24 protein-coding genes and 1 tRNA gene are annotated in these 23,799 nt (G+C 56.2%); 8 read left to right on the top strand and 17 right to left on the bottom strand.

The genetic code is table 11. The features are described from left to right. The first annotated feature begins 9 nt into the window (after window positions 1-9). Window positions 10-843 carry a curli production assembly/transport protein CsgG gene (gene csgG, locus HVX72_RS09030; protein ID WP_181823032.1) on the top strand — a complete coding sequence of 278 codons (834 nt, stop codon included), beginning with the start codon at window positions 10-12 and terminating at the stop codon, window positions 841-843. A gap of 46 nt (window positions 844-889) precedes the next feature. On the opposite strand, the gene HVX72_RS09025 is transcribed toward csgG, so the two are convergent. The 4 genes from HVX72_RS09025 to ghrA form a co-directional block, all read right to left on the bottom strand. Further along, window positions 890-1,372 carry a DUF1097 domain-containing protein gene (locus HVX72_RS09025; RefSeq protein WP_181823031.1) on the bottom strand — a complete coding sequence of 161 codons (483 nt, stop codon included), beginning with the start codon at window positions 1,370-1,372 and terminating at the stop codon, window positions 890-892. Window positions 1,373-1,471: 99 nt separating this feature from the next. After that, complete coding sequence (locus tag HVX72_RS09020) at window positions 1,472-2,026, bottom strand: molecular chaperone (RefSeq protein ID WP_181823030.1); 555 nt, start codon at window positions 2,024-2,026, stop codon at window positions 1,472-1,474. Window positions 2,027-2,049: 23 nt separating this feature from the next. Further along, on the bottom strand, window positions 2,050-2,787 hold the full coding sequence (locus HVX72_RS09015) for a phosphatase (protein ID WP_181823029.1): 738 nt from the start codon (window positions 2,785-2,787) through the stop codon (window positions 2,050-2,052). Window positions 2,788-2,873: 86 nt separating this feature from the next. Next, window positions 2,874-3,812 carry a glyoxylate/hydroxypyruvate reductase GhrA gene (ghrA, locus tag HVX72_RS09010; RefSeq protein ID WP_042283841.1) on the bottom strand — a complete coding sequence of 313 codons (939 nt, stop codon included), beginning with the start codon at window positions 3,810-3,812 and terminating at the stop codon, window positions 2,874-2,876. Window positions 3,813-4,045: 233 nt separating this feature from the next. On the opposite strand from ghrA, the gene HVX72_RS09005 reads away from it, so the two are divergent. Further along, window positions 4,046-4,133: transfer RNA gene (locus HVX72_RS09005), tRNA-Ser, on the top strand. A 383-nt stretch (window positions 4,134-4,516) separates the two neighbouring features. Here HVX72_RS09005 and ruvB read toward each other — a convergent pair. The 6 genes from ruvB to aspS form a co-directional block, all read right to left on the bottom strand. Next, entirely contained in the window at window positions 4,517-5,527 is a 1,011-nt protein-coding gene (ruvB, locus tag HVX72_RS09000) for a Holliday junction branch migration DNA helicase RuvB (protein ID WP_042283850.1), read from the bottom strand. Between the two features lie 8 nt (window positions 5,528-5,535). Next, window positions 5,536-6,147, bottom strand: coding sequence for a Holliday junction branch migration protein RuvA (gene ruvA, locus HVX72_RS08995; protein ID WP_042284736.1), 612 nt, complete (start codon window positions 6,145-6,147; stop codon window positions 5,536-5,538). A gap of 79 nt (window positions 6,148-6,226) precedes the next feature. Continuing rightward, window positions 6,227-6,748, bottom strand: coding sequence for a crossover junction endodeoxyribonuclease RuvC (gene ruvC, locus HVX72_RS08990; RefSeq protein ID WP_042283852.1), 522 nt, complete (start codon window positions 6,746-6,748; stop codon window positions 6,227-6,229). 34 nt (window positions 6,749-6,782) lie between these two features. Then, on the bottom strand, window positions 6,783-7,526 hold the full coding sequence (locus HVX72_RS08985; RefSeq protein WP_181823028.1) for a YebC/PmpR family DNA-binding transcriptional regulator: 744 nt from the start codon (window positions 7,524-7,526) through the stop codon (window positions 6,783-6,785). Window positions 7,527-7,553: 27 nt separating this feature from the next. Then, window positions 7,554-7,997, bottom strand: a complete 444-nt coding sequence (gene nudB / locus HVX72_RS08980) for a dihydroneopterin triphosphate diphosphatase (protein ID WP_042283858.1) — start codon at window positions 7,995-7,997, stop codon at window positions 7,554-7,556. A 1-nt stretch (window position 7,998) separates the two neighbouring features. After that, on the bottom strand, window positions 7,999-9,771 hold the full coding sequence (gene aspS, locus HVX72_RS08975; protein WP_181823027.1) for an aspartate--tRNA ligase: 1,773 nt from the start codon (window positions 9,769-9,771) through the stop codon (window positions 7,999-8,001). A 242-nt stretch (window positions 9,772-10,013) separates the two neighbouring features. On the opposite strand from aspS, the gene HVX72_RS08970 reads away from it, so the two are divergent. From HVX72_RS08970 to cmoB, 5 genes are read left to right on the top strand one after another with little or no spacing between them, the layout of a single operon-like run. Next, window positions 10,014-10,580 carry a hydrolase gene (locus HVX72_RS08970; protein WP_181823026.1) on the top strand — a complete coding sequence of 189 codons (567 nt, stop codon included), beginning with the start codon at window positions 10,014-10,016 and terminating at the stop codon, window positions 10,578-10,580. After that, on the top strand, window positions 10,577-11,395 hold the full coding sequence (locus HVX72_RS08965; RefSeq protein WP_042283866.1) for a DUF72 domain-containing protein: 819 nt from the start codon (window positions 10,577-10,579) through the stop codon (window positions 11,393-11,395). The genes HVX72_RS08970 and HVX72_RS08965 overlap by 4 nt, the downstream gene beginning before the upstream one ends. A 49-nt stretch (window positions 11,396-11,444) precedes the next feature. Beyond that, the gene (locus HVX72_RS08960; protein WP_042283868.1) at window positions 11,445-11,840 is read left to right on the top strand and encodes an MAPEG family protein; all 396 of its coding nucleotides are present in this window, start codon (window positions 11,445-11,447) and stop codon (window positions 11,838-11,840) included. 40 nt (window positions 11,841-11,880) lie between these two features. Beyond that, on the top strand, window positions 11,881-12,624 hold the full coding sequence (cmoA, locus tag HVX72_RS08955; protein WP_042283870.1) for a carboxy-S-adenosyl-L-methionine synthase CmoA: 744 nt from the start codon (window positions 11,881-11,883) through the stop codon (window positions 12,622-12,624). Further along, window positions 12,621-13,589, top strand: coding sequence for a tRNA 5-methoxyuridine(34)/uridine 5-oxyacetic acid(34) synthase CmoB (gene cmoB, locus HVX72_RS08950; protein WP_181823025.1), 969 nt, complete (start codon window positions 12,621-12,623; stop codon window positions 13,587-13,589). The genes cmoA and cmoB overlap by 4 nt, the downstream gene beginning before the upstream one ends. A gap of 192 nt (window positions 13,590-13,781) precedes the next feature. Here the strand turns inward: cmoB and cutC are convergent, their stop codons facing one another. Both cutC and HVX72_RS08940 read right to left on the bottom strand, forming a co-directional pair. Next, on the bottom strand, window positions 13,782-14,528 hold the full coding sequence (gene cutC / locus HVX72_RS08945; RefSeq protein ID WP_042283875.1) for a copper homeostasis protein CutC: 747 nt from the start codon (window positions 14,526-14,528) through the stop codon (window positions 13,782-13,784). Between the two features lie 2 nt (window positions 14,529-14,530). Further along, window positions 14,531-15,097, bottom strand: a complete 567-nt coding sequence (locus HVX72_RS08940) for a VOC family protein (protein ID WP_060571378.1) — start codon at window positions 15,095-15,097, stop codon at window positions 14,531-14,533. Between the two features lie 238 nt (window positions 15,098-15,335). Between HVX72_RS08940 and argS the strand changes: the two genes are divergently transcribed. Then, complete coding sequence (argS, locus tag HVX72_RS08935) at window positions 15,336-17,069, top strand: arginine--tRNA ligase (protein ID WP_042283881.1); 1,734 nt, start codon at window positions 15,336-15,338, stop codon at window positions 17,067-17,069. Window positions 17,070-17,154: 85 nt separating this feature from the next. Here argS and HVX72_RS08930 read toward each other — a convergent pair whose 3' ends face one another. The 5 genes from HVX72_RS08930 to flhB all read right to left on the bottom strand — a co-directional run bounded on the left by HVX72_RS08930 (window position 17,155) and on the right by flhB (window position 23,754). After that, entirely contained in the window at window positions 17,155-18,294 is a 1,140-nt protein-coding gene (locus HVX72_RS08930; protein ID WP_042283885.1) for a glycoside hydrolase family 105 protein, read from the bottom strand. A gap of 4 nt (window positions 18,295-18,298) precedes the next feature. Continuing rightward, window positions 18,299-19,882 carry an MFS transporter gene (locus HVX72_RS08925; protein WP_181823024.1) on the bottom strand — a complete coding sequence of 528 codons (1,584 nt, stop codon included), beginning with the start codon at window positions 19,880-19,882 and terminating at the stop codon, window positions 18,299-18,301. 260 nt (window positions 19,883-20,142) lie between these two features. Then, complete coding sequence (gene flhe / locus HVX72_RS08920) at window positions 20,143-20,535, bottom strand: flagellar protein FlhE (protein WP_042283891.1); 393 nt, start codon at window positions 20,533-20,535, stop codon at window positions 20,143-20,145. Then, window positions 20,535-22,613: a flagellar biosynthesis protein FlhA gene (gene flhA / locus HVX72_RS08915; RefSeq protein WP_042283893.1), complete on the bottom strand. Its 2,079-nt coding sequence runs from the start codon at window positions 22,611-22,613 to the stop codon at window positions 20,535-20,537. The genes flhe and flhA overlap by 1 nt, the downstream gene beginning before the upstream one ends. After that, entirely contained in the window at window positions 22,606-23,754 is a 1,149-nt protein-coding gene (gene flhB, locus HVX72_RS08910) for a flagellar biosynthesis protein FlhB (RefSeq protein ID WP_181823023.1), read from the bottom strand. Before flhB ends, flhA begins: the two co-directional genes overlap by 8 nt. Window positions 23,755-23,799 lie beyond the last annotated feature (45 nt).

Here is a 23,799-nt window from a genome sequence, read left to right as displayed (position 1 = left end):
GAATTCATCATGCAGCGCTTAATAATTTTGATCGCCGTGACATTGCTCAGCGGGTGTTTAACCGCGCCGCCCAAAGAAGCGGCGAAGCCGACATTAATGCCCCGTGCGCAGAGCTATAAGGACTTAACGCATTTACCTGTGCCCACCGGCAAAATTTACGTCTCGGTCTATAACATTCAGGATGAAACCGGTCAGTTTAAACCCTACCCGGCCAGTAACTTTTCCACCGCGGTCCCCCAGAGCGCCACTGCAATGCTGGTAACGGCCTTAAAGGATTCCCGCTGGTTTATCCCGCTTGAGCGCCAGGGGCTGCAGAATCTGCTTAACGAACGCAAGATCATTCGCGCCGCACAGGAAAACGGTACCGTCGCGATCAATAACCGGATCCCGCTTCAGTCGTTAACCGCCGCGAATATTATGGTTGAAGGTTCGATTATCGGCTATGAGAGTAACGTGAAGTCGGGCGGCGCGGGGGCGCGCTATTTTGGTATTGGCGCCGATACGCAGTATCAGTTGGATCAGATTGCCGTGAATCTGCGGGTGGTTAACGTCAGCACCGGCGAGATCCTCTCTTCTGTTAATACCAGCAAGACGATTTTGTCTTATGAAGTCCAGGCGGGCGTATTCCGCTTCATTGACTATCAGCGGTTGCTGGAGGGCGAAATCGGCTATACCTCCAATGAACCGGTGATGCTGTGTCTGATGTCAGCTATAGAGACCGGCGTCATTTTCCTGATAAACGATGGCATCGACCGTGGGCTTTGGGATTTGCAGAATAAAGCGGAGAGGCAGAATGATATTCTGGTGAAATATCGACATATGTCGGTACCGCCAGAGTCATGATGAACATTTCACTGATGGATGACAGCGCAGCGCCATCAGGCGCTGCTCATTTACTGATGACCGTTTGCACATTCTGCCTTTCGCGGCGCGAAGCCAGCCACAATCCACTGTTTTTCATCGCGAAGCCAAACAGCAGCCCCACCGCCAGCGAGGGCAATACCAGTCGCCAGTCGCCCTGTCCGGCAAACGTGGCGCAAGCGCCAATAAAGGTACCCGGCACAAACGATAACAGCACTTGCCTCGCCTGGATGCACATCAGAAACGCCACGACGCCAGTCATGACGTAGCCAACGATCTCAAGATGCGGCGTCAGTGCGCTGCCGTGAATAATGATCAACGCCCACACCACCCCGCTTAACAGCGTTGAGGCCGAGATAACGAGGCCTTTCAGTCCGCCCTGCGGGCAGGCAAAATAGGCTGTACAGCCCAAAAAACCGGCCCAGCTCAGTAAACCAAGAGAAACGGCCACCCATCCCCAAATCCCGGAGAGGATGCCCGTCGTAATTGCAATACAGAGAAGTATGTTCATGCCGCGCATCATAGCAGAAAACGACATGATGAATGAGATCGCGCACACAAATCATGCAACGAGATTCATATGTTACAAAACCAAGTGATTTAGATCACATTACTCGTCAGACTCTTCCTCTAATTCATCCCACATCGCACCGATAGCGTCACGGGTAAGGGGCGCCATTGTCCGCCAAAACGGGGTAACCGCATGGGCTTCCACTTTCCCCAGAAAAGTGCCGCACCACGGCAGGATGTAATCAGCGAACAAGGTTTCCAGCGCTTCGCTTTCATCTTCCGCTGATTGATCTTCCAGCCATGAGGCCGCCAGCAGCAGAGTTCCAATATGATCGGCGGGCGTATCGGCAAGCGGCATCCCGCGCGCAGACAAAAATGCGCGCACTTCCGCTTCCGTTGCCCCTTCCACCCATGCGCTACGGTATGGCGGCACCGAACACTCCGAGCCGACAAACAGCGCGTTATAATCCGCCGCCAGCTGCGACATGTCGCAACTCTTCTGCAAACGGCTTAACAGTTCGTCCTGCTCAAGCGGCCAGTTAGACGACAGCTTGCCCTCGCGAATAAGGGTAAAAAGCGGAACCAGCAACGGATCCTGGGGTTGGCGGTAATACAACGATCCCAGCACGCGGCACAGGATAGAAAACTCGTTCATCAAAATCGTCCAGTCAGTGGTGATTAAAGGTCTGCAAACTCTGGAATGGGCGCCATTCCGCGGGTCTCAAGGAAATTCAGCAACCGTCTCGGCGTCACGTTTAAAATGCGCTCTTCAGGGAAGCCCACATCATCCAGGATCTTACGGCACTCACCGAAGTCGCCCATGGTAAAAGCGGTATGGGAATCGGACCCCAGCGCAACCCAACCTCCGGCATCGCGTACCGCAGCAGCCACGGCGCGACAGTTGGCTTCGCTGCCCTTCCGGGAGTGCAGGAAGGAGGAGTTGTTAATTTCCAGCGCCACCTGATACTTTGCCGCGGCTTCGGCGATGGCGGTGATATCGACCGGATATTTCGGGTTACCCGGGTGACTAATGATATGCACCACGCCGCTGGCCATGGTGTTGATCATTGCCTGGGTATGCGTGGCTTCATCATGTGGCGCAAAAACCGGCTCATGAAACCCGGCGATGATCAGATCCAGTGAAGTGAGCATGGGGCCGGTGCAGTCAATTTCACCGTCGACATTCTTGATATTCGCTTCAATGCCTCGCAGGATCCCTACCCCATCCACCAGCCGCGGCCAGATACGCATGTTGATAAAATGCCAGTGGTGCGGCGCATCCGCCATATCCGGGCCATGATCGGTGATCGCAAACAGCTTCAGCCCCTGGCGTTTCGCCTGCGCGATATAATCACTGAGGGTACTGTAGGCATGGGTGCTGGCAACGGTATGCATATGCAGGTCAACGGGATACATGTCTCTCTCCTGTAGTCATTTTTCGACAAGGATAGCAGGAATCGCCCACGTTTATTAGCGTTAACCCGGCGCAAGCCGGGCTGGCGTTAATAACCTCGCGTGCGATCGACCTGTCCGCTGACCGCTTCGCCATTTTCGAGGTGCTGAATAGTGCGCGAGATATACGCGACGGCTTCCGCCGGACGTGTCACTGCAGCCACATGCGGCGTCATTGCCACCCGGGGATGCGCCCATAGCGGGCTATCGGCAGGTAGCGGTTCACGACTGAACACATCGAGCATGGCGCCTTTCAATTTTTCGCGGTTCAGCGCGTCTAACAAATCGTCTTCATTGACATGCACGCCCCGCGCGAGGTTAAGTACATAAGCGCCGTCCTGCAATTGATCCAGCAGTTCGCCATTAATAATGCCGACCGTTTCTGCGGTATTGGGCAACAGGTTGATTAACACGCGCGTCTGGCTGAGAAACGCGCCGAGCTCTTCTGTTCCGGCAAAGCTCTCCACGCCTGGCCAGGATTTGCGGCTGCGGCTCCAGCAGCGTAGCGGAAATCCCCAGACCTGCAGGCTTTCGGCGACTTTCGCCCCCAGCACGCCCGCCCCCATGATGCCGACGGTAAATTCCTCGCGGCTGTATTCCGGTAGCGGTTGCCACTGGCGCTGATTTTTTAGCGCCTGGTAATCGTCAAAACGTCGGAACCAGTGCAGCACCTGACTGACCGCATATTCCTGCATTTGCAGGCCCATTCCGGTATCTTCCAGGCGAAATAGCGGGATTGCCGGGTCAAGCATGTTGGGATGGGCTTTGAGTTTGCTGAGTATCGAGTCCACTCCCGCACCGAGTGCAAATACCGCCTTCAGTCTGCGACCTTCAAGCATTTCGACAGGCGGATGCCAGACCAGGGCGTAGTCCGCCGGATCGTTATCGCCCGGTTTCCATGCCCTCACTTTTGCGTTTGGGATAGCGTTTTCCAGTGCGGTGATCCACCAGGGGGTATCAAACGTAGGGTGATAAAAAATGATATCCATACTGACTCCTGCGGGTTGTTGTGCGGCATCGGGCGCACTTATTATCATCGTTTTCAAAAGGACGTTCAGCATAGCAAATTCCCGGACGCTGGCAAAAAAAGCAGTTTCCGCTCAATTAAGCTGCATGTTGGTGGAAGTTTGTGTAAACGCACGGTTTTTGCGAAAAGTTGATTGACGCAGGCGCGGTATTTCCCTAAATTAGCGCCCGTTCCGGTAACGCGGAGCGACAATTTGGTGAGGTGTCCGAGTGGCTGAAGGAGCACGCCTGGAAAGTGTGTATACGGCAACGTATCGGGGGTTCGAATCCCCCCCTCACCGCCATATTTGAGAAAGAGCCCGTACGAAAGTATGGGCTTTTTTTTCGCATATTGCACATTCCGGGGGGATGAGAACCCCCGACCGGGGTCGACAACGGGCGCAGCCCGTTGGACAGACCGGACGCGCAGCGAACGGGCTGCCCGCAGGGCGAGCGAAGCGAGTCAATCCCCCCTCACCGCCATATTTGAGAAAGAGCGCGTACGAAAGTACGGGCTTTTTTTTCGCATATTGCACACTCCGGGGGGATGAGAACCCCCGACCGGGGGTCGACAACGGGCGCAGTAAGCTCCCGCCATCTTCAGGAAAAACACCGCACAAAAGCACAGGCTTTATTTCGCCGTTCCAGACCTGATAAGGGTGACGCCATCAGGCGTCACTCAGCAGATTTAAGGCATTTCCGGCGGGGTGATTCCAAAATGGTTCCAGGCCCGCACCGTCGCCATTCTTCCGCGTGGCGTACGTTGCAAAAAGCCCTGCTGAATTAAATACGGCTCCAGCACATCTTCAATGGTTTCGCGCTCTTCACCGATTGCCGCCGCCAGGTTATCGAGACCGACCGGACCGCCAAAGAACTTATCAATCACCGCCAGCAACAGCTTGCGGTCCATATAATCAAACCCTTCCGCATCGACATTCAGCATGTCCAGCGCCTGGGCGGCAATATCCGCTGAAATCGTGCCATCATGCTTCACTTCGGCGAAATCACGGACGCGTCTGAGCAAGCGGTTGGCAATACGCGGCGTACCGCGCGCGCGTCGCGCGACTTCCAGCGCCCCGTCATCGCTCATCTCAAGCCCCATAAAGCGAGCGCTGCGGCCCACAATATGCTGAAGATCGGGCACCTGATAAAACTCAAGGCGCTGGACGATACCAAAGCGGTCGCGCAGCGGCGAAGTCAACGATCCGGCGCGGGTCGTCGCGCCAATCAGCGTAAACGGCGGTAAATCGATTTTGATAGAGCGCGCTGCAGGTCCTTCACCGATCATAATGTCCAGCTGATAGTCTTCCATCGCCGGGTACAGCACCTCTTCCACCACCGGCGACAGTCGATGGATCTCATCGATAAACAGTACGTCATGCGGTTCCAGGTTGGTGAGCATCGCCGCCAGGTCACCGGCTTTCTCCAACACCGGGCCTGATGTGGTACGCAGGTTCACGCCCATTTCATTTGCCACGATATTCGCAAGCGTGGTTTTGCCAAGCCCCGGCGGTCCAAAAATCAGCAGATGGTCAAGCGCGTCGCCGCGCAGTTTCGCCGCCTGGATAAATATCTCCATTTGCGAACGCACCTGCGGTTGACCGATATATTCATCCAGTAATTTCGGGCGAATGGCACGATCGGCCACCTCTTCTGCAATGGTGGCGCCTGCCGAAATCAGGCGATCTGCTTCTATCATCCTTTACCTCATAACGCGGCGCGCAGGGCTTCGCGGATCAGTGTTTCACTGCTGGCGTCCGGGCGAGCGACTTTACTCACCATACGGCTGGCTTCCTGAGGTTTATAGCCCAGCGCCACCAGCGCCGCAACCGCTTCCTGCTCGGCGTCTTCCACCGCCGGGCTGGCCGGAGAGGTCAGCACCAGATCGGCCGCAGGGGTAAACAGATCGCCGTGCAGACCTTTGAAACGGTCCTTCATTTCGACGATCAGGCGTTCGGCGGTTTTTTTGCCAATGCCGGGCAGCTTCACCAGCGCGGCGGGATCTTCACGCTCGACGGCGTTAACGAACTGCTGTGCGGACATCCCGGAGAGAATTGCCAGCGCCAGTTTTGGCCCCACGCCGTTGGTTTTAATCAACTCTTTGAACAGAGTACGCTCTTGCTTGTTGTTGAAACCGTACAGCAGTTGCGCGTCTTCGCGCACCACAAAATGGGTAAAGACCGTCGCTTCTTTTCCGGATTCCGGGAGCTCATAAAAACAGGTCATCGGCATATGCACTTCGTAACCGACGCCGCCCACTTCAAGCAACACCAGCGGGGGTTGTTTTTCCAGAATAATGCCTCTGAGTCTGCCTATCACATTACGCTCCTGCGTTGGGGCCGAAAAATAAAGCTGTATCATAAAAAAAGGCTGGATAGATATCCAGCCTCATTTGTCATTATCGCAAGCGACCTCGCGCAAGATTGAGACGCGACTCGCTCATTTGCATCGCATTCTGACTGACGTGGCAGTGAGTGATGGCAATTGCCAGCGCATCCGCCGCATCGGCCTGTGGATTGGCCGGGAGTTTCAGCAAGGTGCGCACCATATGCTGCACCTGGCTTTTCTCAGCGCTACCGATGCCCACCACGGTCTGCTTCACCTGGCGCGCCGCATACTCAAATACCGGCAGCGCCTGGTTGACCGCTGCGACAATCGCCACGCCGCGCGCCTGCCCCAGCTTGAGCGCGGAATCCGCATTCTTCGCCATAAACACCTGCTCAATAGCGAAGTAGTCTGGCTGAAACTGGGTGATGATTTCCGTCACGCCCGCGTATATCAGCTTCAGGCGCGACGGAAGGTCGTCCACTTTCGTACGGATGCAGCCGCTACCGAGATAGGTCAGCTGTCTGCCGACCTGGCGAATTACGCCATAGCCGGTCACGCGAGAGCCCGGGTCAATACCCAGTATGATGGACATCACGCGCCTCCGGTGGTAACGGGATTAAGCCACATCATTCTAAGGTAGCTGCAACCTCATCAGAGATTTCACCGTTGTGGTAAACTTCCTGCACGTCGTCACAATCTTCAAGCATGTCGATCAGACGCAGCAGTTTTGGCGCGGTTTCCGCATCCATGTCCGCTTTGGTTGACGGGATCATAGACACTTCCGCGCTGTCTGCTTTCAGACCAACGGCTTCCAGCGCGTCACGCACTTTACCCATATCTTCCCACGCGGTGTAGACGTCAATCGCGCCGTCGTCGAAGGTCACCACATCTTCCGCACCCGCTTCCAGCGCCGCTTCCATAATGGTGTCTTCATCGCCCTGCTCAAAGGAGATCACGCCTTTTTTGCTGAACAGATAGGCCACGGAACCGTCGGTACCCAGGTTACCGCCGCATTTGCTGAACGCATGACGCACTTCCGCAACAGTACGATTACGGTTGTCAGACAGGCATTCCACCATGATTGCCGTACCGCCAGGACCGTAACCTTCATAGATGATGGTTTCCATGTTGGCATCATCATCACCGCCCACACCGCGGGCAATCGCGCGGTTCAGGGTGTCACGGGTCATGTTATTGGACAGCGCTTTATCAACCGCTGCGCGCAGACGTGGGTTAGCGTCCGGATCGCCACCGCCCAGTTTGGCAGCCGTCACCAGTTCACGAATGATTTTGGTGAAGATTTTACCGCGCTTAGCATCCTGCGCCGCTTTACGATGTCTGGTGTTGGCCCATTTACTATGACCTGCCATAAATATTTCCTCAAAAAGCATGCCTTTTCAGGCGATGTTAATTACAAATTCTTCAATCGCCTGCCGGTTGCTCCACGACTTGGTGAGCGCCGCCGCCGCGGGCGCATCAAGCCACTGGTAGGTCAGGTGTTCGGTGAACACAATCTGCCGCTCATGCGGCAACGCAAGGCAGAACCAGGATTCTGTATTGCGCGCCACGCCCGGCGCATAGCGATGACGTAAATGTGAAAAAATCTCAAACTCCACCGTGCGCTGACAGTCGATTAAGGTCAGTTGCTCAGCGGCAACGTCAATGGCGACCTCTTCCTTTACTTCACGCACGGCGGCTTGCGACGCGGTTTCACCGTCTTCAAGGCTTCCGGTTACCGACTGCCAGAAATCCGGGTCGTCGCGTCGCTGCAACATCAGCACTTTCCCGGTGTCTTTTGCATAGATTACGACTAACACCGAGACAGGCTGTTTGTATGCCATATCAGTTTTTCTCAGCCTTTTTGACCACGTCGATACCCAGCTCAGCCAGCGCTGCCGGGTTCGCGAAGCTCGGCGCTTCGGTCATCAGACAGGCTGCGGCGGTCGTTTTCGGGAAGGCAATAACGTCACGAATATTATCGGTACCGGTCAGCAGCATGGTCAAACGATCCAGACCAAATGCCAGACCCGCATGTGGCGGCGTGCCGTATTTCAGCGCATCCAGCAGGAAGCCGAACTTCTCACGCTGTTCCTGTTCGTTAATCCCCAGAATGCCAAACACGGTCTGCTGCATTTCACCGTTATGAATACGTACGGAACCGCCGCCCACTTCGTAACCGTTAATGACCATGTCGTAGGCATTGGCGACCGCATTTTCCGGCGCGGCTTTTAGCTCAGCGGCGGACATGTCTTTCGGCGAGGTGAACGGGTGGTGCATTGCGGTCAGACCGCCTTCACCGTCGTCTTCAAACATCGGGAAGTCGATCACCCACAGCGGCGCCCACTTGCTTTCGTCGGTGAGATTCAGATCTTTACCCAGCTTCAGACGCAGCGCGCCCAGCGCATCGGCCACCACTTTCTTGTTGTCCGCGCCGAAGAAGATCATATCGCCATCCTGAGCGGCGGTGCGCTCGAGGATCGCGTCAACAATTTCCGCGTTGAGGAATTTCGCGACCGGGCTGTTGATGCCTTCAAGTCCCTTCGCGCGCTCATTGACCTTAATGTAGGCCAGACCTTTTGCGCCATAGATCTTGATGAAGTTACCGTAGTCGTCGATCTGCTTACGGCTCAGCGCCGCGCCGCCGGGTACGCGCAGCGCGGCTACGCGCCCTTTCGGATCGTTCGCCGGGCCGGAGAATACCGCGAATTCGACGGACTTCAGCAGATCGGCAACGTCCACCAGCTCCATCGGGTTGCGCAGATCCGGCTTGTCGGAACCGTAGCGGCGCTCGGCTTCCGCAAAGGTCATAATGGGGAAATCGCCCAGATCCACGCCTTTCACGTCCAGCCACAGGCTACGTACCAATGCTTCCATCACTTCACGCACCTGTTCGGCGGTCATGAAGGAGGTTTCCACATCGATCTGGGTAAATTCCGGCTGACGGTCAGCGCGCAGGTCTTCGTCGCGGAAGCATTTCACGATCTGGTAATAGCGGTCAAAGCCGGACATCATCAGCAACTGCTTAAACAACTGCGGCGACTGCGGCAGCGCGTAGAATTTGCCTTTATGCACGCGGGACGGGACCAGGTAGTCGCGCGCGCCTTCCGGCGTGGCTTTGGTCAGCATCGGCGTCTCAATATCGAGGAAGCCGTGATCGTCCATAAAGCGGCGCACCAGACTGGTGATTTTCGCGCGGGTCTTCAGACGCTGCGCCATTTCCGGACGGCGCAGATCCAGATAACGGTACTTCAGACGCGCTTCTTCTGTGTTGACGTGGTTTGAATCAAGCGGCAGCGATTCTGCGCGGTTGATGATAGTCAGATCGGAGGCCAGCACTTCAATCTCGCCGGTGGCCATCTCGCTGTTGATGTTTTTCTCGTCACGCGCACGCACGGTGCCCGTCACCTGAATGCAGAACTCATTACGCAGTTCAGAGGCCAGCTTTAATGCGTCCGCACGATCCGGGTCGAAAAAGACCTGCACGATGCCTTCACGATCGCGCATATCGATAAAGATCAGGCTGCCAAGATCACGACGACGGTTGACCCAACCACACAGAGTCACCTGCTGCCCCACGTGGGACTGACGGAGCTGTCCGCAATATTCTGTACGCATGAGATATCCCTTAATAAGCCGCAGGCTGTTTTGTCGCAGCTTTAACTGTATGTCACAACTGGATGAAAAAAGGCGGCTATTATACTGGAAATTCCGCCTGACGATAAGTCCGCTACAGACTGTACGCGTGTTTCGTACGCGGGTATTGCGTATTCTCACAAAAAATAACAAAAATTGTCGTCCGTCACACGGGCAATCGCGATTAAGGTGTAACGGAATTTTGAATTTCGACGGGAGTTATCATGCTGCAACTGAACGCTAAAACCACCGCCCTGGTGGTCATTGACCTGCAGGAAGGGATTTTACCCTTCGCTGGCGGCCCGCATTCCGCCACTGACGTCGTGACGCGCGCTGCCCGCCTGGCGGAGGCGTTTCGCGCCAACGGTTCGCCGGTGGTGATGGTTCGCGTTGGCTGGTCCGACGATTATGCCGAAGCGCTTAAACAGCCCGTTGACGCCGTGGCGCCCGCGCACCCGCTGCCGGAAAACTGGTGGACGTACCCGCAGGCGCTGGGTAAAGCCGAAAGCGATCTGGAAGTGACCAAACGCCAGTGGGGCGCTTTTTACGGGACCGACCTTGAACTGCAACTGCGCCGTCGGGGTATCGACACTGTCGTGCTGTGCGGTATCTCCACCAATATCGGCGTAGAATCAACTGCCCGCAACGCCTGGGAACTGGGTTTCAGCCTGATCATCGCCGAAGACGCCTGCAGCGCGGCCAACGCCGAACAGCATCAGGGCAGCATGACCCACATCTTCCCGCGTATCGCCCGTGTGCGTAGCGTGGACGAGATCGTTCGCGCCTTATGATATACATCGGCCTGCCGCAATGGTCGCACCCCAAGTGGGTGCGGCTGGGGATCAACGGTCTGGAAGAGTATGCCCGCCACTTTAATTGCGTGGAGGGCAATACCACCCTGTACGCGCTTCCCAGGGCGGAGATTGTCGAACGCTGGTACGCGCAAACCACGGATGATTTTCGCTTCTGCTTTAAGTTTCCGGCGACCATTTCGCATCAGGCGGCTCTTCGCCACTGTGATGATCTGGCGCATGCGTTTTTTAGCCGCCTGTCCCCGCTGGAGACGCGCATCGGGCAGTACTGGCTGCAGCTTCCCGCGACCTTTGGCCCGCAGGACCTTCCTGCCCTCTGGTCGTTTCTCGACGCGCTGCCAAAGGGCTTCACTTACGGCGTGGAGGTTCGTCATCCGGAATTTTTCGCCAAAGGCGACGCGGAACAGTTGCTGAACAGCGGTCTGCATCAGCGCGGCGTTAACCGGGTTATTCTCGACAGCCGACCGGTCCACGCGGCGCGCCCGCACACCGAAGCCATACGCGACGCCCAACGCAAGAAGCCGAAAGTGCCGGTTCATGCGCTGGTGACGGCAAACACTCCGATGGTGAGATTCATCGGCAGCGATGATATGGCGCAGAATCAATCGTTTTTCGCCGACTGGCTGACGAAACTGCCACGCTGGGAGCAAACCACCACGCCGTATCTTTTTTTGCACACCCCGGATATCGCGCAGGCGCCGGAGCTGGTCGACACCCTGTGGGAAGATTTGCGCGCGGTGTTGCCAGTGATCGGATCAGCACCCTCCATCCCACAGCAATCTTCTCTTTTCTGAAATTGCCCCCTATCATAAGGGCGTGCCATCTGCCAAAAAGGGACATTGTATGGTAAGCGCGCTATATGCCGTATTAGGTGCGTTGCTGTTAATTAAGTTTTCATTTGATGTCGTCCGTCTGCGAATGCAGTACCGCGTTGCCTATGGCGACGGTGGTTTTAGCGAACTGCAGAGCGCCATTCGTATCCATGGCAATGCGGTAGAATATATTCCGATCGCGATGGTGCTCCTGCTGTTTATGGAAATGAACGGCGCAGAAACGTGGATGGTGCACCTGTGCGGCATCATTCTGCTTGCCGGTCGGCTGATGCATTACTACGGTTTCCATCAGCGGCTGTTCCGCTGGCGTCGGTCAGGCATGAGCGCCACCTGGTGCGCGCTGTTGCTAATGGTGCTGGCGAACCTGTGGTATATGCCGTGGGAGTTGGTTTTCTCCCTGCATTAGCGCACAATACGCCCCTTTATTTTTCCCGGATTTTTACGTTATGTCTCACCGCGACACGCTTTTTTCTGCGCCAATCGCCAGTCTGGGCGACTGGACCTTTGATGAACGGGTAGCTGAAGTCTTCCCGGATATGATCCAGCGCTCCGTTCCCGGCTATTCCAATATCATTTCGATGATTGGCATGCTCGCCGAACGTTTTGTGCAGCCTGACACGCAGGTTTACGACCTGGGCTGCTCTCTTGGCGCGGCGACGCTCTCTGTGCGGCGTAATATTCAACATCAAAATTGCAAAATCATCGCCGTCGACAACTCTCCGGCAATGATTGAACGCTGTCGCCGTCATATTGACGCGTATAAAGCGCCGACGCCTGTGGACGTGGTGGAGGGCGACATCCGCACCATCGCCATCGAAAATGCCTCAATGGTGGTACTGAATTTTACCCTGCAGTTCCTTGCGCCAGTTGAGCGCCAGGCGTTGTTGGATAAGATTTACCAGGGGCTGATGCCGGGCGGCGCGCTGGTGCTGTCGGAAAAATTCAGCTTCGAAGATGCGAAAGTCGGCGAGTTGCTGTTTAACATGCACCATGACTTTAAGCGCGCGAATGGCTACAGCGAGCTGGAGATCAGCCAGAAGCGCAGCATGCTGGAAAACGTGATGCTCACCGACTCGGTCGAAACCCATAAGGCGCGTCTGCGCCAGGCGGGTTTCGAACACAGTGAACTCTGGTTCCAGTGCTTTAACTTTGGTTCCCTGGTGGCGCTGAAAGCTGAGGTTCCGGCATGATCGACTTTGGTAACTTTTATCAACTGATTGCCAAAAACGCGCTTTCCCACTGGCTGGAAACCTTGCCCGCGCAGATTGCCGCCTGGCAGCGCGAACAACACGGCCTGTATAAGCAATGGGCCAACGCGGTGGCGTTTCTTCCGGCCCTGACGCCTGACCGGCTGGATCTGCTGCACAGCGTTACGGCAGAAAGCGAAACACCGCTTTCCCCGGGCCAGCTCAAGCGTATCGATACCCTGCTGCGCAACCTGATGCCATGGCGCAAAGGTCCATTCTCTTTGTATGGCGTGAACATTGACACCGAGTGGCGTTCAGACTGGAAATGGGATCGCGTTCTGCCGCACCTGTCCGACCTGACCGGGCGGACTATTCTCGACGTGGGCTGCGGCAGCGGTTATCACATGTGGCGCATGATTGGCGCAGGCGCGCATCTGGCAGTCGGCATTGACCCGACGCAGCTGTTCCTGTGCCAGTTCGAAGCGGTTCGTAAACTGCTGGGCAACGATCAGCGCGCCCACTTGCTGCCGCTCGGTATTGAACAGTTGCCCGCGCTTAACGCCTTCGATACCGTCTTTTCCATGGGCGTGCTGTATCATCGCCGCTCGCCGCTGGAGCATCTCTGGCAGTTAAAAGATCAGCTGGTGAAAGACGGTGAACTGGTGCTGGAAACGCTGGTGGTCGACGGTGACGAGAACACCGTGCTGGTACCGGGTGATCGCTACGCGCAGATGCGCAACGTCTACTTTATTCCGTCTGCGCTGGCGTTGAAAAACTGGTTAGAGAAGTGTGGTTTTGTCGACGTGCGCATCGCTGACGTCTGCGTCACCACCACAGAAGAGCAGCGCCGCACCGACTGGATGATCACCGAATCGCTGGAGCAGTTCCTCGACCCAACCGACCACAGCAAAACCGTGGAAGGCTATCCGGCGCCGATGCGTGCGGTGTTGATTGCCACGAAGCCGTAGTATTTTGCCGGGTGGCGTCTACGCCTTACCCGGCCTACTCGTAGCATGTTTTCGCCAAAATAGTTCAGGTTGCAGCAAGGCGGCCAACACAGCGGCAGCCTGAAATATGCAGGAGAAAAAAAGGCCCCTGTTAATGGCAGGGGCCTGGTACGAGCAAGCATCATATTGGGCGACATGATGCAACGGTAAAAATCATTTGGCCTGATGGCGAGCAATGATTCCTTTCATTTCAGCAACCGCGGCGCCGTCAACCACATAGCGGGAGTATTCGTCCGCCTGCTTATCGGCTGACATTGACAACCCTGGGTTGCGATAACGCATCGGCGAGGGCTGTGTCGTTCCGGCTGAGCTGTGTACTTCCCGTACCCCGGCATCGAGGAAGCGCTGCAGATTTGCTGCACGAACCCCAGCTCCGGCCATAATGATTGGAACATCGGCGTGGGCAATAAGTTCCAAAATTATTGATAAACCTTGCGCCGCATCTGATTTTTGTCCCGAAGTCAGCACTCTGGCGACGCCCAGTTCCGCGAGATTGTTAAGTGCTTTTAATGGATTAGCACACATGTCGAAGGCGCGATGAAATGTCACGGCCAGCGGCCCTGCCGCCTGCATAATTTGCTGCATGCGCGGCATGTCGACGTGGCCGTCCGCATCCAGCACACCGATCACCAGCCCCGGGAATCCCATCTCCCTCACCTGTCGCACGTCTTCAAGCATGGCGGCGAACTCCCCTGCGGAATAACAAAAATCGCCGCCGCGCGGACGGATGATAGGATGAACAGGGATCGTCACCTGCTGGCGAACCGTACTCAGCACGCCCAGCGAAGGCGTTAAGCCCCCTTCTTTCGGCGCGGCGCAAAGCTCAATACGATCCGCGCCGTTTTGCTGCGCGATGCGCGCGCATTCCATGCTGTAACAACAGATCTCAAGTAATGCCATTGTCACTCCTGCTGTTCGCTTGCCACGATCGCTTCAATTGACCACGGGTGGAATTTAACGGTGACGTGACCGTCGGTAACCGCCAGAGTCGGATTCGGTAGACGCTCATGCGCGCCTTTCGGTGAACTGGTTTTAACGACAATCCCCGGCTGGCTCAGTCCGTCATCGGCGAGCAGCGCCAACGCACGCGCGTTCAGGGTATCCGGCTCTCCCGGCAAAACGATTTCGATATGCTCCCATCCTTCGTGGGGATAGCGCTTATCGCCCGGCCAGGGCAGCTCAACAACGCTAAATGCCCAGTGCGCGACGCAGACGGGCTCATCCAGTTTAAACAGACAAATCGGTCGGCCATTGATGATATTTTCCGACAACAGTTTGCCGCATTGTTCAAAGCCTCGCCGCCAGCGTTCCGCAGTGGCGTTTTGATGACAACGCAAAGAGATATGGTCGGCATCAAGCGGCGTAATATCCAGACCGAGGCGAGTGGAAAGTTCCGTGAACGCCCGCGTGAATCGCGGGAGGTCGGCGGAAATATCATGCAGTTCGTCGAGGGTTTGCCAGTTCGCCATAATGTCAGCTCTTAACAGGTTTCAAAGCCGCTAATTTACTCTGTTGGTCCGACACAACCAACCGCAGATTGCGGGATTTGCCGAATGCATGGTTATGCACGCTTTTATCGCTTATTTTCTGCACGTTGTTCAGGCCGCGCAGTGCTGACGCAAGGGGCCATTTGCAGTATACTCCCGCCCTTGATTCTTAAACTGCGGCGGTAAATTTCAACCCGCTTCATCAACGTAAGGTATTCAGGTGAATATTCAGGCTCTTCTCTCAGAAAAAGTCAGTCAGGCCATGATTGCCGCAGGCGCGCCTGCGGATTGCGAACCGCAGGTTCGTCAGTCAGCAAAAGTACAGTTCGGCGACTATCAGGCCAACGGCATGATGGCGGTGGCGAAAAAACTGGGCATGGCGCCGCGACAACTGGCCGAGCAGGTGCTGACTCATCTGGATCTCAGCGGTATCGCCAGTAAGGTTGAAATCGCTGGCCCGGGCTTTATTAATATTTTCCTCGACCCCGCGTTTCTCGCTGAAAGCGTGGAGCAAGCGCTGACCTCAGATCGCCTCGGCGTAGCGAAGCCGGAGAAACAGACCGTGGTGGTCGATTACTCCGCGCCAAATGTCGCGAAAGAGATGCATGTCGGCCACCTGCGTTCCACCATCATCGGCGACGCCGCGGTGCGTACCCTTGAGTTTCTTGGTCATCATGTGATTCGTGCGAACCACGTAGGCGACTGGGGCACTCAGTTCGGGATGCTGATCGCTTATCTGGAAAAACAGCAACAGGAAAACGCCGGTGAAATGGCGCTGGCGGACCTCGAAGGTTTTTATCGCGAAGCCAAAAAACACTACGACGAAGATGAAGCCTTTGCCGAGCGCGCGCGCAGCTACGTGGTAAAACTGCAGGGCGGCGACGACTATTTCCTGCAAATGTGGCGCAAGCTGGTCGACATCACCATGTCGCAGAACCAGATCACCTACGATCGCCTGAACGTCACGCTGACCCGCGATGATGTGATGGGTGAAAGCCTGTACAACCCCATGCTGCCGGGCATCGTGGCCGATCTGAAAGCCAAAGGTCTGGCCGTCGAAAGCGAAGGCGCCACCGTGGTATTCCTTGATGAGTATAAAAACAAGGAAGGCGAACCGATGGGGGTTATCATTCAGAAGAAAGATGGCGGTTATTTGTACACCACCACGGATATCGCCTGCGCCAAATACCGTTATGAGACCCTGCATGCTGACCGCGTGCTGTATTACATCGACTCCCGTCAGCATCAGCATCTGATGCAGGCATGGACTATCGTCCGTAAAGCGGGCTACGTTCCGGATTCCGTCCCGCTGGAGCACCACATGTTCGGTATGATGTTGGGTAAAGACGGCAAGCCGTTCAAAACCCGCGCTGGCGGCACCGTCAAGCTGGCCGATCTGTTGGATGAAGCGCTTGAGCGCGCCCGCCGTCTGGTGGCGGAAAAGAACCCGGATATGCCCGCCGACGAGCTGGAGAAACTGGCGAACGCCGTCGGTATCGGTGCGGTGAAATACGCCGATCTGTCGAAAAACCGCACCACCGACTATATCTTTGACTGGGACAACATGCTGGCCTTTGAGGGTAACACTGCGCCGTATATGCAGTATGCCTATACCCGCGTACTGTCGGTGTTCCGTAAATCTGGTCTGGATGAGCGCGCCCTTGCCAGCGCGAGAGTGGTGCTTAGCGAAGATCGCGAAGCGCAGCTGGCCGCGCGTCTGTTGCAGTTTGAAGAGACGCTGACCGTTGTCGCGCGTGAAGGGACGCCACACGTCATGTGCGCGTATCTGTATGATGTCGCAGGTCTGTTCTCCGGTTTCTACGAACATTGCCCGATTCTGAGCGCAGAGAACGACGATGTGCGCAACAGCCGGCTAAAACTGGCGCTGCTGACCGCTAAAACCCTGAAGCTGGGTCTCGATACGCTGGGTATCGAAACCGTAGAGCGGATGTAATTCCTTACGAGAATGACACTGGCAAAATAAAAGGTTACCAGCAGAATAAACCCGGCTATCGCCGGGTTTTGTTTTTACTTCTGAATCAGAAATATTTCCGCAGATATTCCGTCAGGCACAGCATCGCCATCGCCTGGCCATACGGCATAGAGGTGAGCGGGATCGCACGATAGAAATCGAGATTGCTGCCCATTCCGGTCCCGAAGGAGGTCTGCAACAACTCCCCTTCCGGCGAGATATTCTGCACAATGCCGCGAATGGCTTTTTCCGCAACCCCGGCATATTCCGCGCCAACATAACGTTTACGTACCGCTTTCAGTATGCCGTAGGCAAAACCCGCTGTCGCAGACGCTTCCAGGTAGGACTGCGGATCGTCCAGCAACGTATGCCACAGTCCGCTTTCATCCTGGCATTTTGCCAGCGCGGCGATTTGCGCCTTCAGAACCTGCACCAGATAACGACGCACCGCATTGTTTTCCGGCAGATCGACCAGTTCCAGGAAATCCGGGATCACAATGGTCAACCAGCTGTTGCCGCGCGCCCAGCGGGCGTTGGCAAAGTTATGGTGCCCGTCATAATTCCAGCCGTGGAACCACAGGCCGGTTTCCCTGTCCATCAGGTTTTGGACGTGTAGCAGGAACTGATAGGTTGCCTCTTCGACATATTCCGGCCGGTTGAGCAACTTGCCAATTTTCGCCAGCGGTAACACCGTCATCATCAGCGTATCGTCCCACATCTGCTGGTGGTTCTCTTCCGCCAGCGTGATATGCTGCATTCCGCCATGGTCGGTACGCGGCATTTCATTCATCGCCCATTCCGCCCAGCTGTCCAGCCAGGGCAGGTACGCCGGATTACGCGTCTCCTCATAGCGATACGCCAGCGTTAAGAACGGCGCCATGGTGTTTACGTTCTTGGTGGTGGCGCCTTCCGCAAAGCGGTCGGCGAACCAATTGTCGATAATGTCGCGCATCGACTCATCACCGGTCTGCTGATAATACTGATACATTCCATACAGACCGACGCCGTGCGTCCATTCCCATCCTGCCCACCCTTTTGTGTCAATCACACGTCCGTCATCCAGGCGTAGCAGGAATTGGCCAGTCTCGTCCTTGATGTTGACCAGATTGTTCGTCACCGTCTGAATCAAACCCTTCAGCTCTTCCCGGGAGATAAAACGCTCCGGCTGTCGTAGTAACGCGCTATGTTTGACGGGCCAAACTTTCATATTTCTAACCTCTGTTATAAGTCGAATTCAACGTTGCTGCCCGCTTGAGCGAGGGTGCAGCAGGTTTATTACGATTCAGGTAACCAATATTGTTGTTACCCCAAAGTGATTCATACGGCAGACCCGACAGCATCTCGACGGTGGCGCGCGCCTGCGGCGTGATGTTCTCCGGCATCGCCCGGCCCGACTCACGCATTTTCGCTGTTTCTTCGCGTAGCGTGCTGTGGGTTTGCAAATTCAGTTTGAAACGCAGAGAGACCAGGAAACCGCAGGCCAGCACCAGCAGCGTACCGCAGCTGAGGATTAACAGTATGGTGTGGCTGACCGCCTCCGGCTGGGTGCTTTGCCCGGAAACGAAACCAGACGTTTGCATGACAATCCCCACCAGCATGACCGCTCCAGCTTGCGAGGCTTTGCGCGTCAGGGTCATGATCCCGGCGAAGATCCCTTCACGACGCTGACCGGTAATCACTTCATCCACATCGGCAATGTAGGTGTAGGTGTTCCACGGCACATAGTTAATCCCCCCACGCCCCAGACCAGCAATGGCGGACACCAGCAGCAACAGGGAATAAATATCGCTTAATCCGGCGTAATACAGCAGGGCATAAGAGAGTGAGCTAAGACCAAACAGCACCACCACCATCCGGTAAGAAGGCGCAGGTCCGAAGCGGATGCACAGCGGGATCATGCCGATAACCGCGATAAACTGGAAAATCGCCATGGTGCCAAGCAGGTTTGACGCCATCGACGCTTCCTGCATCAGGACGAACACCACGTAATAGGTAAAGACCGCGTTGAAAACATCCTGCGCGATGTAGCCGCCCAGATACATGCCGAGATGCTGGCGGAAAATTTTAATCCGCAACGTAGAGCTCAGCTCAACAAACAGGCGGCGCATGCTCTGGCTGAACGTCAGGCTCTTTTTCTCTTCTTCCGCGCGTAGCGCTGCTTCCGTCCATTCCTCGCGTGGACGCTCCCAGGTGAAGAACCAGACGAACGTCAGCATCAGGGCGCACAGCACCGAGAACACCAGGCTGGCGTAGAAAAAGGAGATGGGGTTGTCTTTGCCAAACGCGGTCAACAGGATACCCGGCAGGAAGGAAGCGAGGATCGCGGACATCTGCGCCATGGAAATACGCGCGCCGGAAAATTTGGTTTTCTGTTTGAAATCATCGGTCATTTCCGGCACCAGCGTTTCATATGGCACCAGGATCATGGTGTAGACGATATCGAAAATCAGGTAGGTCAGCAGGTAGTACCAGAACCCCATATCCCCCACCCACATTAATGAGTAGCTAAAGACACATGGGATCCCCAGCAAAATAAAGAATTTACGGCGGCCAAAGTGTTTACCCAGCCAGGTTGAGCCGAAGTTGTCCGTCAGAAAGCCCATCAGTGGGCTGACGACTGCGTCCAGCACCCTCGCCGCCGCAAAGATAAACGTCGCCTCGATGGGCGAAAGACCGCAAAACGTCGTATAAAAATACAGTAACCAGGCGGCTGTGAGCGCCGTGGTGCCTGCACCTAAAAAATCGCCTGAACCGTAGGCTAAATAATTCGCCAATCCAATTTTACGTGTTTTCATTGCCGTTAACCCTGCAATCAGTTGGGGGACTCCGACCTGTGGCTACGCCAGAGGGAGTACTTACACGGCTACAGTAAAAGCTTACCAGGCGGGATACCTTTTCGTTTTTGCCACCTGTCCTGGCGAAATGGCAAAAACGCAAAGAGACCGGCAACGCGTGTCACCGATTTATAAAACAGCGTTTCTTTTGAATCAAAAGAGGGGGTCAAAAATGCGAGTCAGGCAGCACATTACGTTGCCGCCTGATGAGGAAATAACCGTTAGCGGTAGTTCACAATTACCTGATTGCGCTGTACTTTTAGGGCGGGAATCAGACGGCCGCCACCGGGTACTTCCCAGATAAAACGCAGCGGCTCCACGGCAGGCACGTTGCTAAAAGCGGTGGTTGTCCCACTTTGTCCATCAAGCTCGACGCAGCGCGACTGGGAGCATAAGCGCACCCGCAAACCGGCGGGCGTCGGGCCATTCAGCTCATAACGCCAGGCCACCAGGGTCATCAGCCCGGACACCGGCTGACCAGCGGAAAGCGGCGCCGAGGAGGCGGATTCACCGCGATGGTTTAAAGTAATGCCGATGCTGCTGGCCTGCCATGCGCCTTCCCCGGCGGCCTGCGCCGCCAGCGGGAACAGCAACAGCCAAAGAAGTCTGCGCATTATTTACCTCCAATGGTTGCGGTCATGCGAATGTTACGATTGTCGGAAAGCTCCATGTTCGACAGGACAACCAGCTGCGGCAGACTGCGACGCAGAAAGCGCGACAGCAATGGGCGCAGCGCATGGTTGACCAACAACACTGGCGGCGCGCCAAGCATCTCCTGACGAGACAGCGCCTCTTGCGTTTGCGCCAGCAGGCGATCGGCCAGCCCAGGCTCCAGACCGCCGCCGCCCTGCAACGCCTGCAACAACAAGCGTTCGAGCGCCGTATCCAGGCCAATAACGCTGACTTCATCGCTACCGGGGAACCACTGCTGTGTAATTGCGCGCCCCAGCGCCACGCGCACCACGGCGGTAAGTTCATGGGGATCATTTTGCAGCGGCGCATGTTCCGCCAGCGTTTCAAGAATGGTGCGCATATCGCGGATCGGCACTTTTTCATCCAGCAGATTCTGCAGCACTTTATGCAGCGTGGTCAGGGTGACCACGCCGGGGACCAAATCTTCAGTCAGTTTCGGCATCTCCTGGGAGACGCGATCCAACAACTGCTGCGCTTCCTGACGGCCAAACAGTTCGGCGGCATATTTGCCGATCAAATGGTTGAGGTGCGTCGCCACGACGGTACTGGCTTCCACCACCGTAAAGCCCTGGATCTGCGCCTGTTCTTTCAGCGCGCTTTCGATCCAGATTGCATCCAGGCCAAACGCCGGATCCACGGTTTGCTCGCCTGGCAGCGTACCCGCGGCCGTTCCCGGGTTGATTGCCAGCCAGCGCCCCGGATACGCGTCGCCGCTGCCAATCTCCACCCCTTTCATCAGAATACGATAGTGCGCCGGTTGCAGATCCATATTGTCGCGAATGTGCACCACTGGCGGCAGGAAGCCCATGTCCTGGGCGAATTTCTTGCGGATACTGCGGATGCGCCCGAGCAACTCGCCATCCTGCTGGAAATCGACCATCGGAATCAGGCGGTAGCCCACCTCCATACCGAGCGAATCTTCAAGCTGGACGTCGTTCCACGTCGCTTCCACCACCGAATTGTTTTCCGGCATTTTTACGGGTTGCGGTTCGCTGGGCGCTTTTTGTTCCCGGCCACGGATCCACCAGGCCAGCCCCAACAGCGCCGCCGTAAACAACAGGAAAACGAGGTTTGGCATGCCCGGCACCAGCCCGAGCAGGCCCAGAACCCCTGCGCTGAGCAGCATGACGCTGGGGTTGCTGAAAAGCTGCCCCACCATCTGCTCGCCCACGTCCTGATCGGTACTGACGCGGGTGACGATCACGCCCGCAGCGGTCGAAATGACCAGCGCCGGGATCTGCGCCACCAGGCCGTCACCGATAGTCAGCAACGTATAACTTTCCGCCGCATCGCCCATGCTCATGCCATGCTGCAACACACCGACCAGCAGACCGCCGACCACGTTGATCACCATGATCAAAATACCGGCGATGGCATCGCCGCGAACGAATTTACTCGCCCCGTCCATAGAACCATAGAAGTCCGCTTCCTGGGTCACTTCGGCGCGACGTTTTTTCGCTTCATCTTCGCCAATCAGTCCGGCGTTGAGGTCGGCGTCAATCGCCATCTGTTTACCCGGCATGCCGTCTAGCACGAAGCGCGCGCCAACCTCAGCGATACGCCCGGCGCCCTTGGTAATCACCATAAAGTTGATGATGACCAGAATGACGAACACCACGATCCCAATGGCGAAATTGCCCCCCACCAGGAAATGCCCGAACGCTTCGACCACCTTCCCTGCCGCCGCCGCGCCGGTGTGTCCTTCCATCAGAATGATACGGGTGGACGCCACGTTCAGCGCCAGACGCAGTAAGGTAGTGAACAGCAGGATGGTCGGGAAGGCGGCGAACTCCAGCGTACGCTGGGTAAACATCGCCACCAGTAACACCATGATCGACAGCGCAATGTTAAAGGTAAACAGCAGATCGAGGATAAACGCGGGTAGCGGCAGTACCATCATCGACAGAATTAACAGGATGAGGATCGGCCCGGCAAGGATCTGCCATTGCGTGGTTTTCATGTTGTTGGGCAGGCGCAACATCGCGACCAGATTAGCCATCGGTAGTCTTCTCGTTCATAAAATCCAGTGACTCAGGCACCGGAAGATTTGCAGGTTGTGGTGGACGTTCCCCGCCAGCAAGACGCCAGCGTTTAAGCTGCCAGACCCAGGCCAGCACTTCCGCCACGGCGGCGTACAGTTGACCGGGTATTTGCTGACCAATTTCAGCATGGCGATAGAGCGCGCGCGCCAGCGGCGGCGCTTCAAGCGTGGGGATTTTGTTTTCCGCGCCAATCTCGCGAATGCGCAGCGCCACCAGTCCCGCCCCTTTGGCGACCACTTTCGGCGCGCTCATTTTGTTTTCGTCATACTGTAACGCCACCGAATAGTGGGTGGGGTTGGTGACAATGACATCCGCTTTGGGTACGTCGCTCATCATGCGCTGGCGCGCCGCCGCTCGCTGCATCTGACGGATACGCCCTTTCACGTGCGGGTCGCCTTCGTTCTGTTTGAATTCATCGCGGATGTCCTGACGCGACATGCGCAGCTTTTTCAGGTGACTGAAGATCTGAAAGATCACGTCAAAGGCGACCATCGGGATCACACCGAGCACCACCAGCAATGCGCAGAGTCCGACGAGATCCAGCGCGTTACCCATCGCCGTAATCGGCGATTCCGCCATCAGGCGCATCATCTCCGGCCACTTATGCCACAAATAAAGCGCTGTCACGCCGCCCACCAGCGACGATTTCAGTATCGCCTTCAGCAACTCCGCGCCGGTCTGCGCGGAGAACATACGCTTAATGCCCGGCAGCGGGTTAAGTTTGGAAAATTTCGGCTGTAGCGATTTGCCGCTGAACACCAGCCCGCCGAGTAGCACCGGCGAGATCAGCGCCACCAGCACCACGCCGGTGATAAGCGGCAGCAGCGCGATCATCGCTTCTTTTATTAACAGGATGATTTGCCCGAGGATCAGATTGGGGTCGTTGACCATGCTGTGATCAAATCGCAGCCCCGCCGACAGCATTCCCGACAGGCGCCTTGCCAACGACGCGCCGCCAATCCAGAGAATGCAGACCCCCACTAACAAAATCAGCAGAGAAGTCAGCTCCCGGGATCGGGGGATTTGCCCTTCCTCCCGCGCTTTTTCCAGTCGGTGGGGTGTGGGGGCTTCTGTTTTGTCGTCGTTCTCTTCAGACACGCATCAGATCCTGGATGGGCTTATGAGCGAGAATGATGCCAGAAG

Source organism: Citrobacter sp. RHB21-C05 (assembly GCF_013889015.1).
Classification (GTDB): domain Bacteria; phylum Pseudomonadota; class Gammaproteobacteria; order Enterobacterales; family Enterobacteriaceae; genus Citrobacter_A; species Citrobacter_A sedlakii.
Note: the sequence above shows the minus strand (reverse complement) of the source record. Positions and strands in the feature narration are given on the sequence as shown.

Excerpts from the sequence above, each read along its gene's own strand:
- HVX72_RS09020 (WP_181823030.1), bottom strand. The coding sequence starts at position 2,026 with ATGAACGAGTTTTCTATCCTGTGCCGCGTGCTGGGATCGTTGTATTAC.
- HVX72_RS09025 (WP_181823031.1), bottom strand. The coding sequence starts at position 1,372 with ATGAACATACTTCTCTGTATTGCAATTACGACGGGCATCCTCTCCGGG.
- HVX72_RS08930 (WP_042283885.1), bottom strand. The coding sequence starts at position 18,294 with ATGAAAGTTTGGCCCGTCAAACATAGCGCGTTACTACGACAGCCGGAG.
- HVX72_RS09015 (WP_181823029.1), bottom strand. The coding sequence starts at position 2,787 with ATGTATCCCGTTGACCTGCATATGCATACCGTTGCCAGCACCCATGCC.
- csgG (WP_181823032.1), top strand. The coding sequence starts at position 10 with ATGCAGCGCTTAATAATTTTGATCGCCGTGACATTGCTCAGCGGGTGT.
- nudB (WP_042283858.1), bottom strand. The coding sequence starts at position 7,997 with ATGGCATACAAACAGCCTGTCTCGGTGTTAGTCGTAATCTATGCAAAA.
- ruvC (WP_042283852.1), bottom strand. The coding sequence starts at position 6,748 with ATGTCCATCATACTGGGTATTGACCCGGGCTCTCGCGTGACCGGCTAT.
- HVX72_RS08985 (WP_181823028.1), bottom strand. The coding sequence starts at position 7,526 with ATGGCAGGTCATAGTAAATGGGCCAACACCAGACATCGTAAAGCGGCG.
- flhe (WP_042283891.1), bottom strand. The coding sequence starts at position 20,535 with ATGCGCAGACTTCTTTGGCTGTTGCTGTTCCCGCTGGCGGCGCAGGCC.
- ruvB (WP_042283850.1), bottom strand. The coding sequence starts at position 5,527 with ATGATAGAAGCAGATCGCCTGATTTCGGCAGGCGCCACCATTGCAGAA.
- flhA (WP_042283893.1), bottom strand. The coding sequence starts at position 22,613 with ATGGCTAATCTGGTCGCGATGTTGCGCCTGCCCAACAACATGAAAACC.
- cmoA (WP_042283870.1), top strand. The coding sequence starts at position 11,881 with ATGTCTCACCGCGACACGCTTTTTTCTGCGCCAATCGCCAGTCTGGGC.
- HVX72_RS08960 (WP_042283868.1), top strand. The coding sequence starts at position 11,445 with ATGGTAAGCGCGCTATATGCCGTATTAGGTGCGTTGCTGTTAATTAAG.
- ghrA (WP_042283841.1), bottom strand. The coding sequence starts at position 3,812 with ATGGATATCATTTTTTATCACCCTACGTTTGATACCCCCTGGTGGATC.
- cutC (WP_042283875.1), bottom strand. The coding sequence starts at position 14,528 with ATGGCATTACTTGAGATCTGTTGTTACAGCATGGAATGCGCGCGCATC.
- HVX72_RS08940 (WP_060571378.1), bottom strand. The coding sequence starts at position 15,097 with ATGGCGAACTGGCAAACCCTCGACGAACTGCATGATATTTCCGCCGAC.
- cmoB (WP_181823025.1), top strand. The coding sequence starts at position 12,621 with ATGATCGACTTTGGTAACTTTTATCAACTGATTGCCAAAAACGCGCTT.
- HVX72_RS08965 (WP_042283866.1), top strand. The coding sequence starts at position 10,577 with ATGATATACATCGGCCTGCCGCAATGGTCGCACCCCAAGTGGGTGCGG.
- aspS (WP_181823027.1), bottom strand. The coding sequence starts at position 9,771 with ATGCGTACAGAATATTGCGGACAGCTCCGTCAGTCCCACGTGGGGCAG.
- HVX72_RS08970 (WP_181823026.1), top strand. The coding sequence starts at position 10,014 with ATGCTGCAACTGAACGCTAAAACCACCGCCCTGGTGGTCATTGACCTG.
- HVX72_RS08925 (WP_181823024.1), bottom strand. The coding sequence starts at position 19,882 with ATGAAAACACGTAAAATTGGATTGGCGAATTATTTAGCCTACGGTTCA.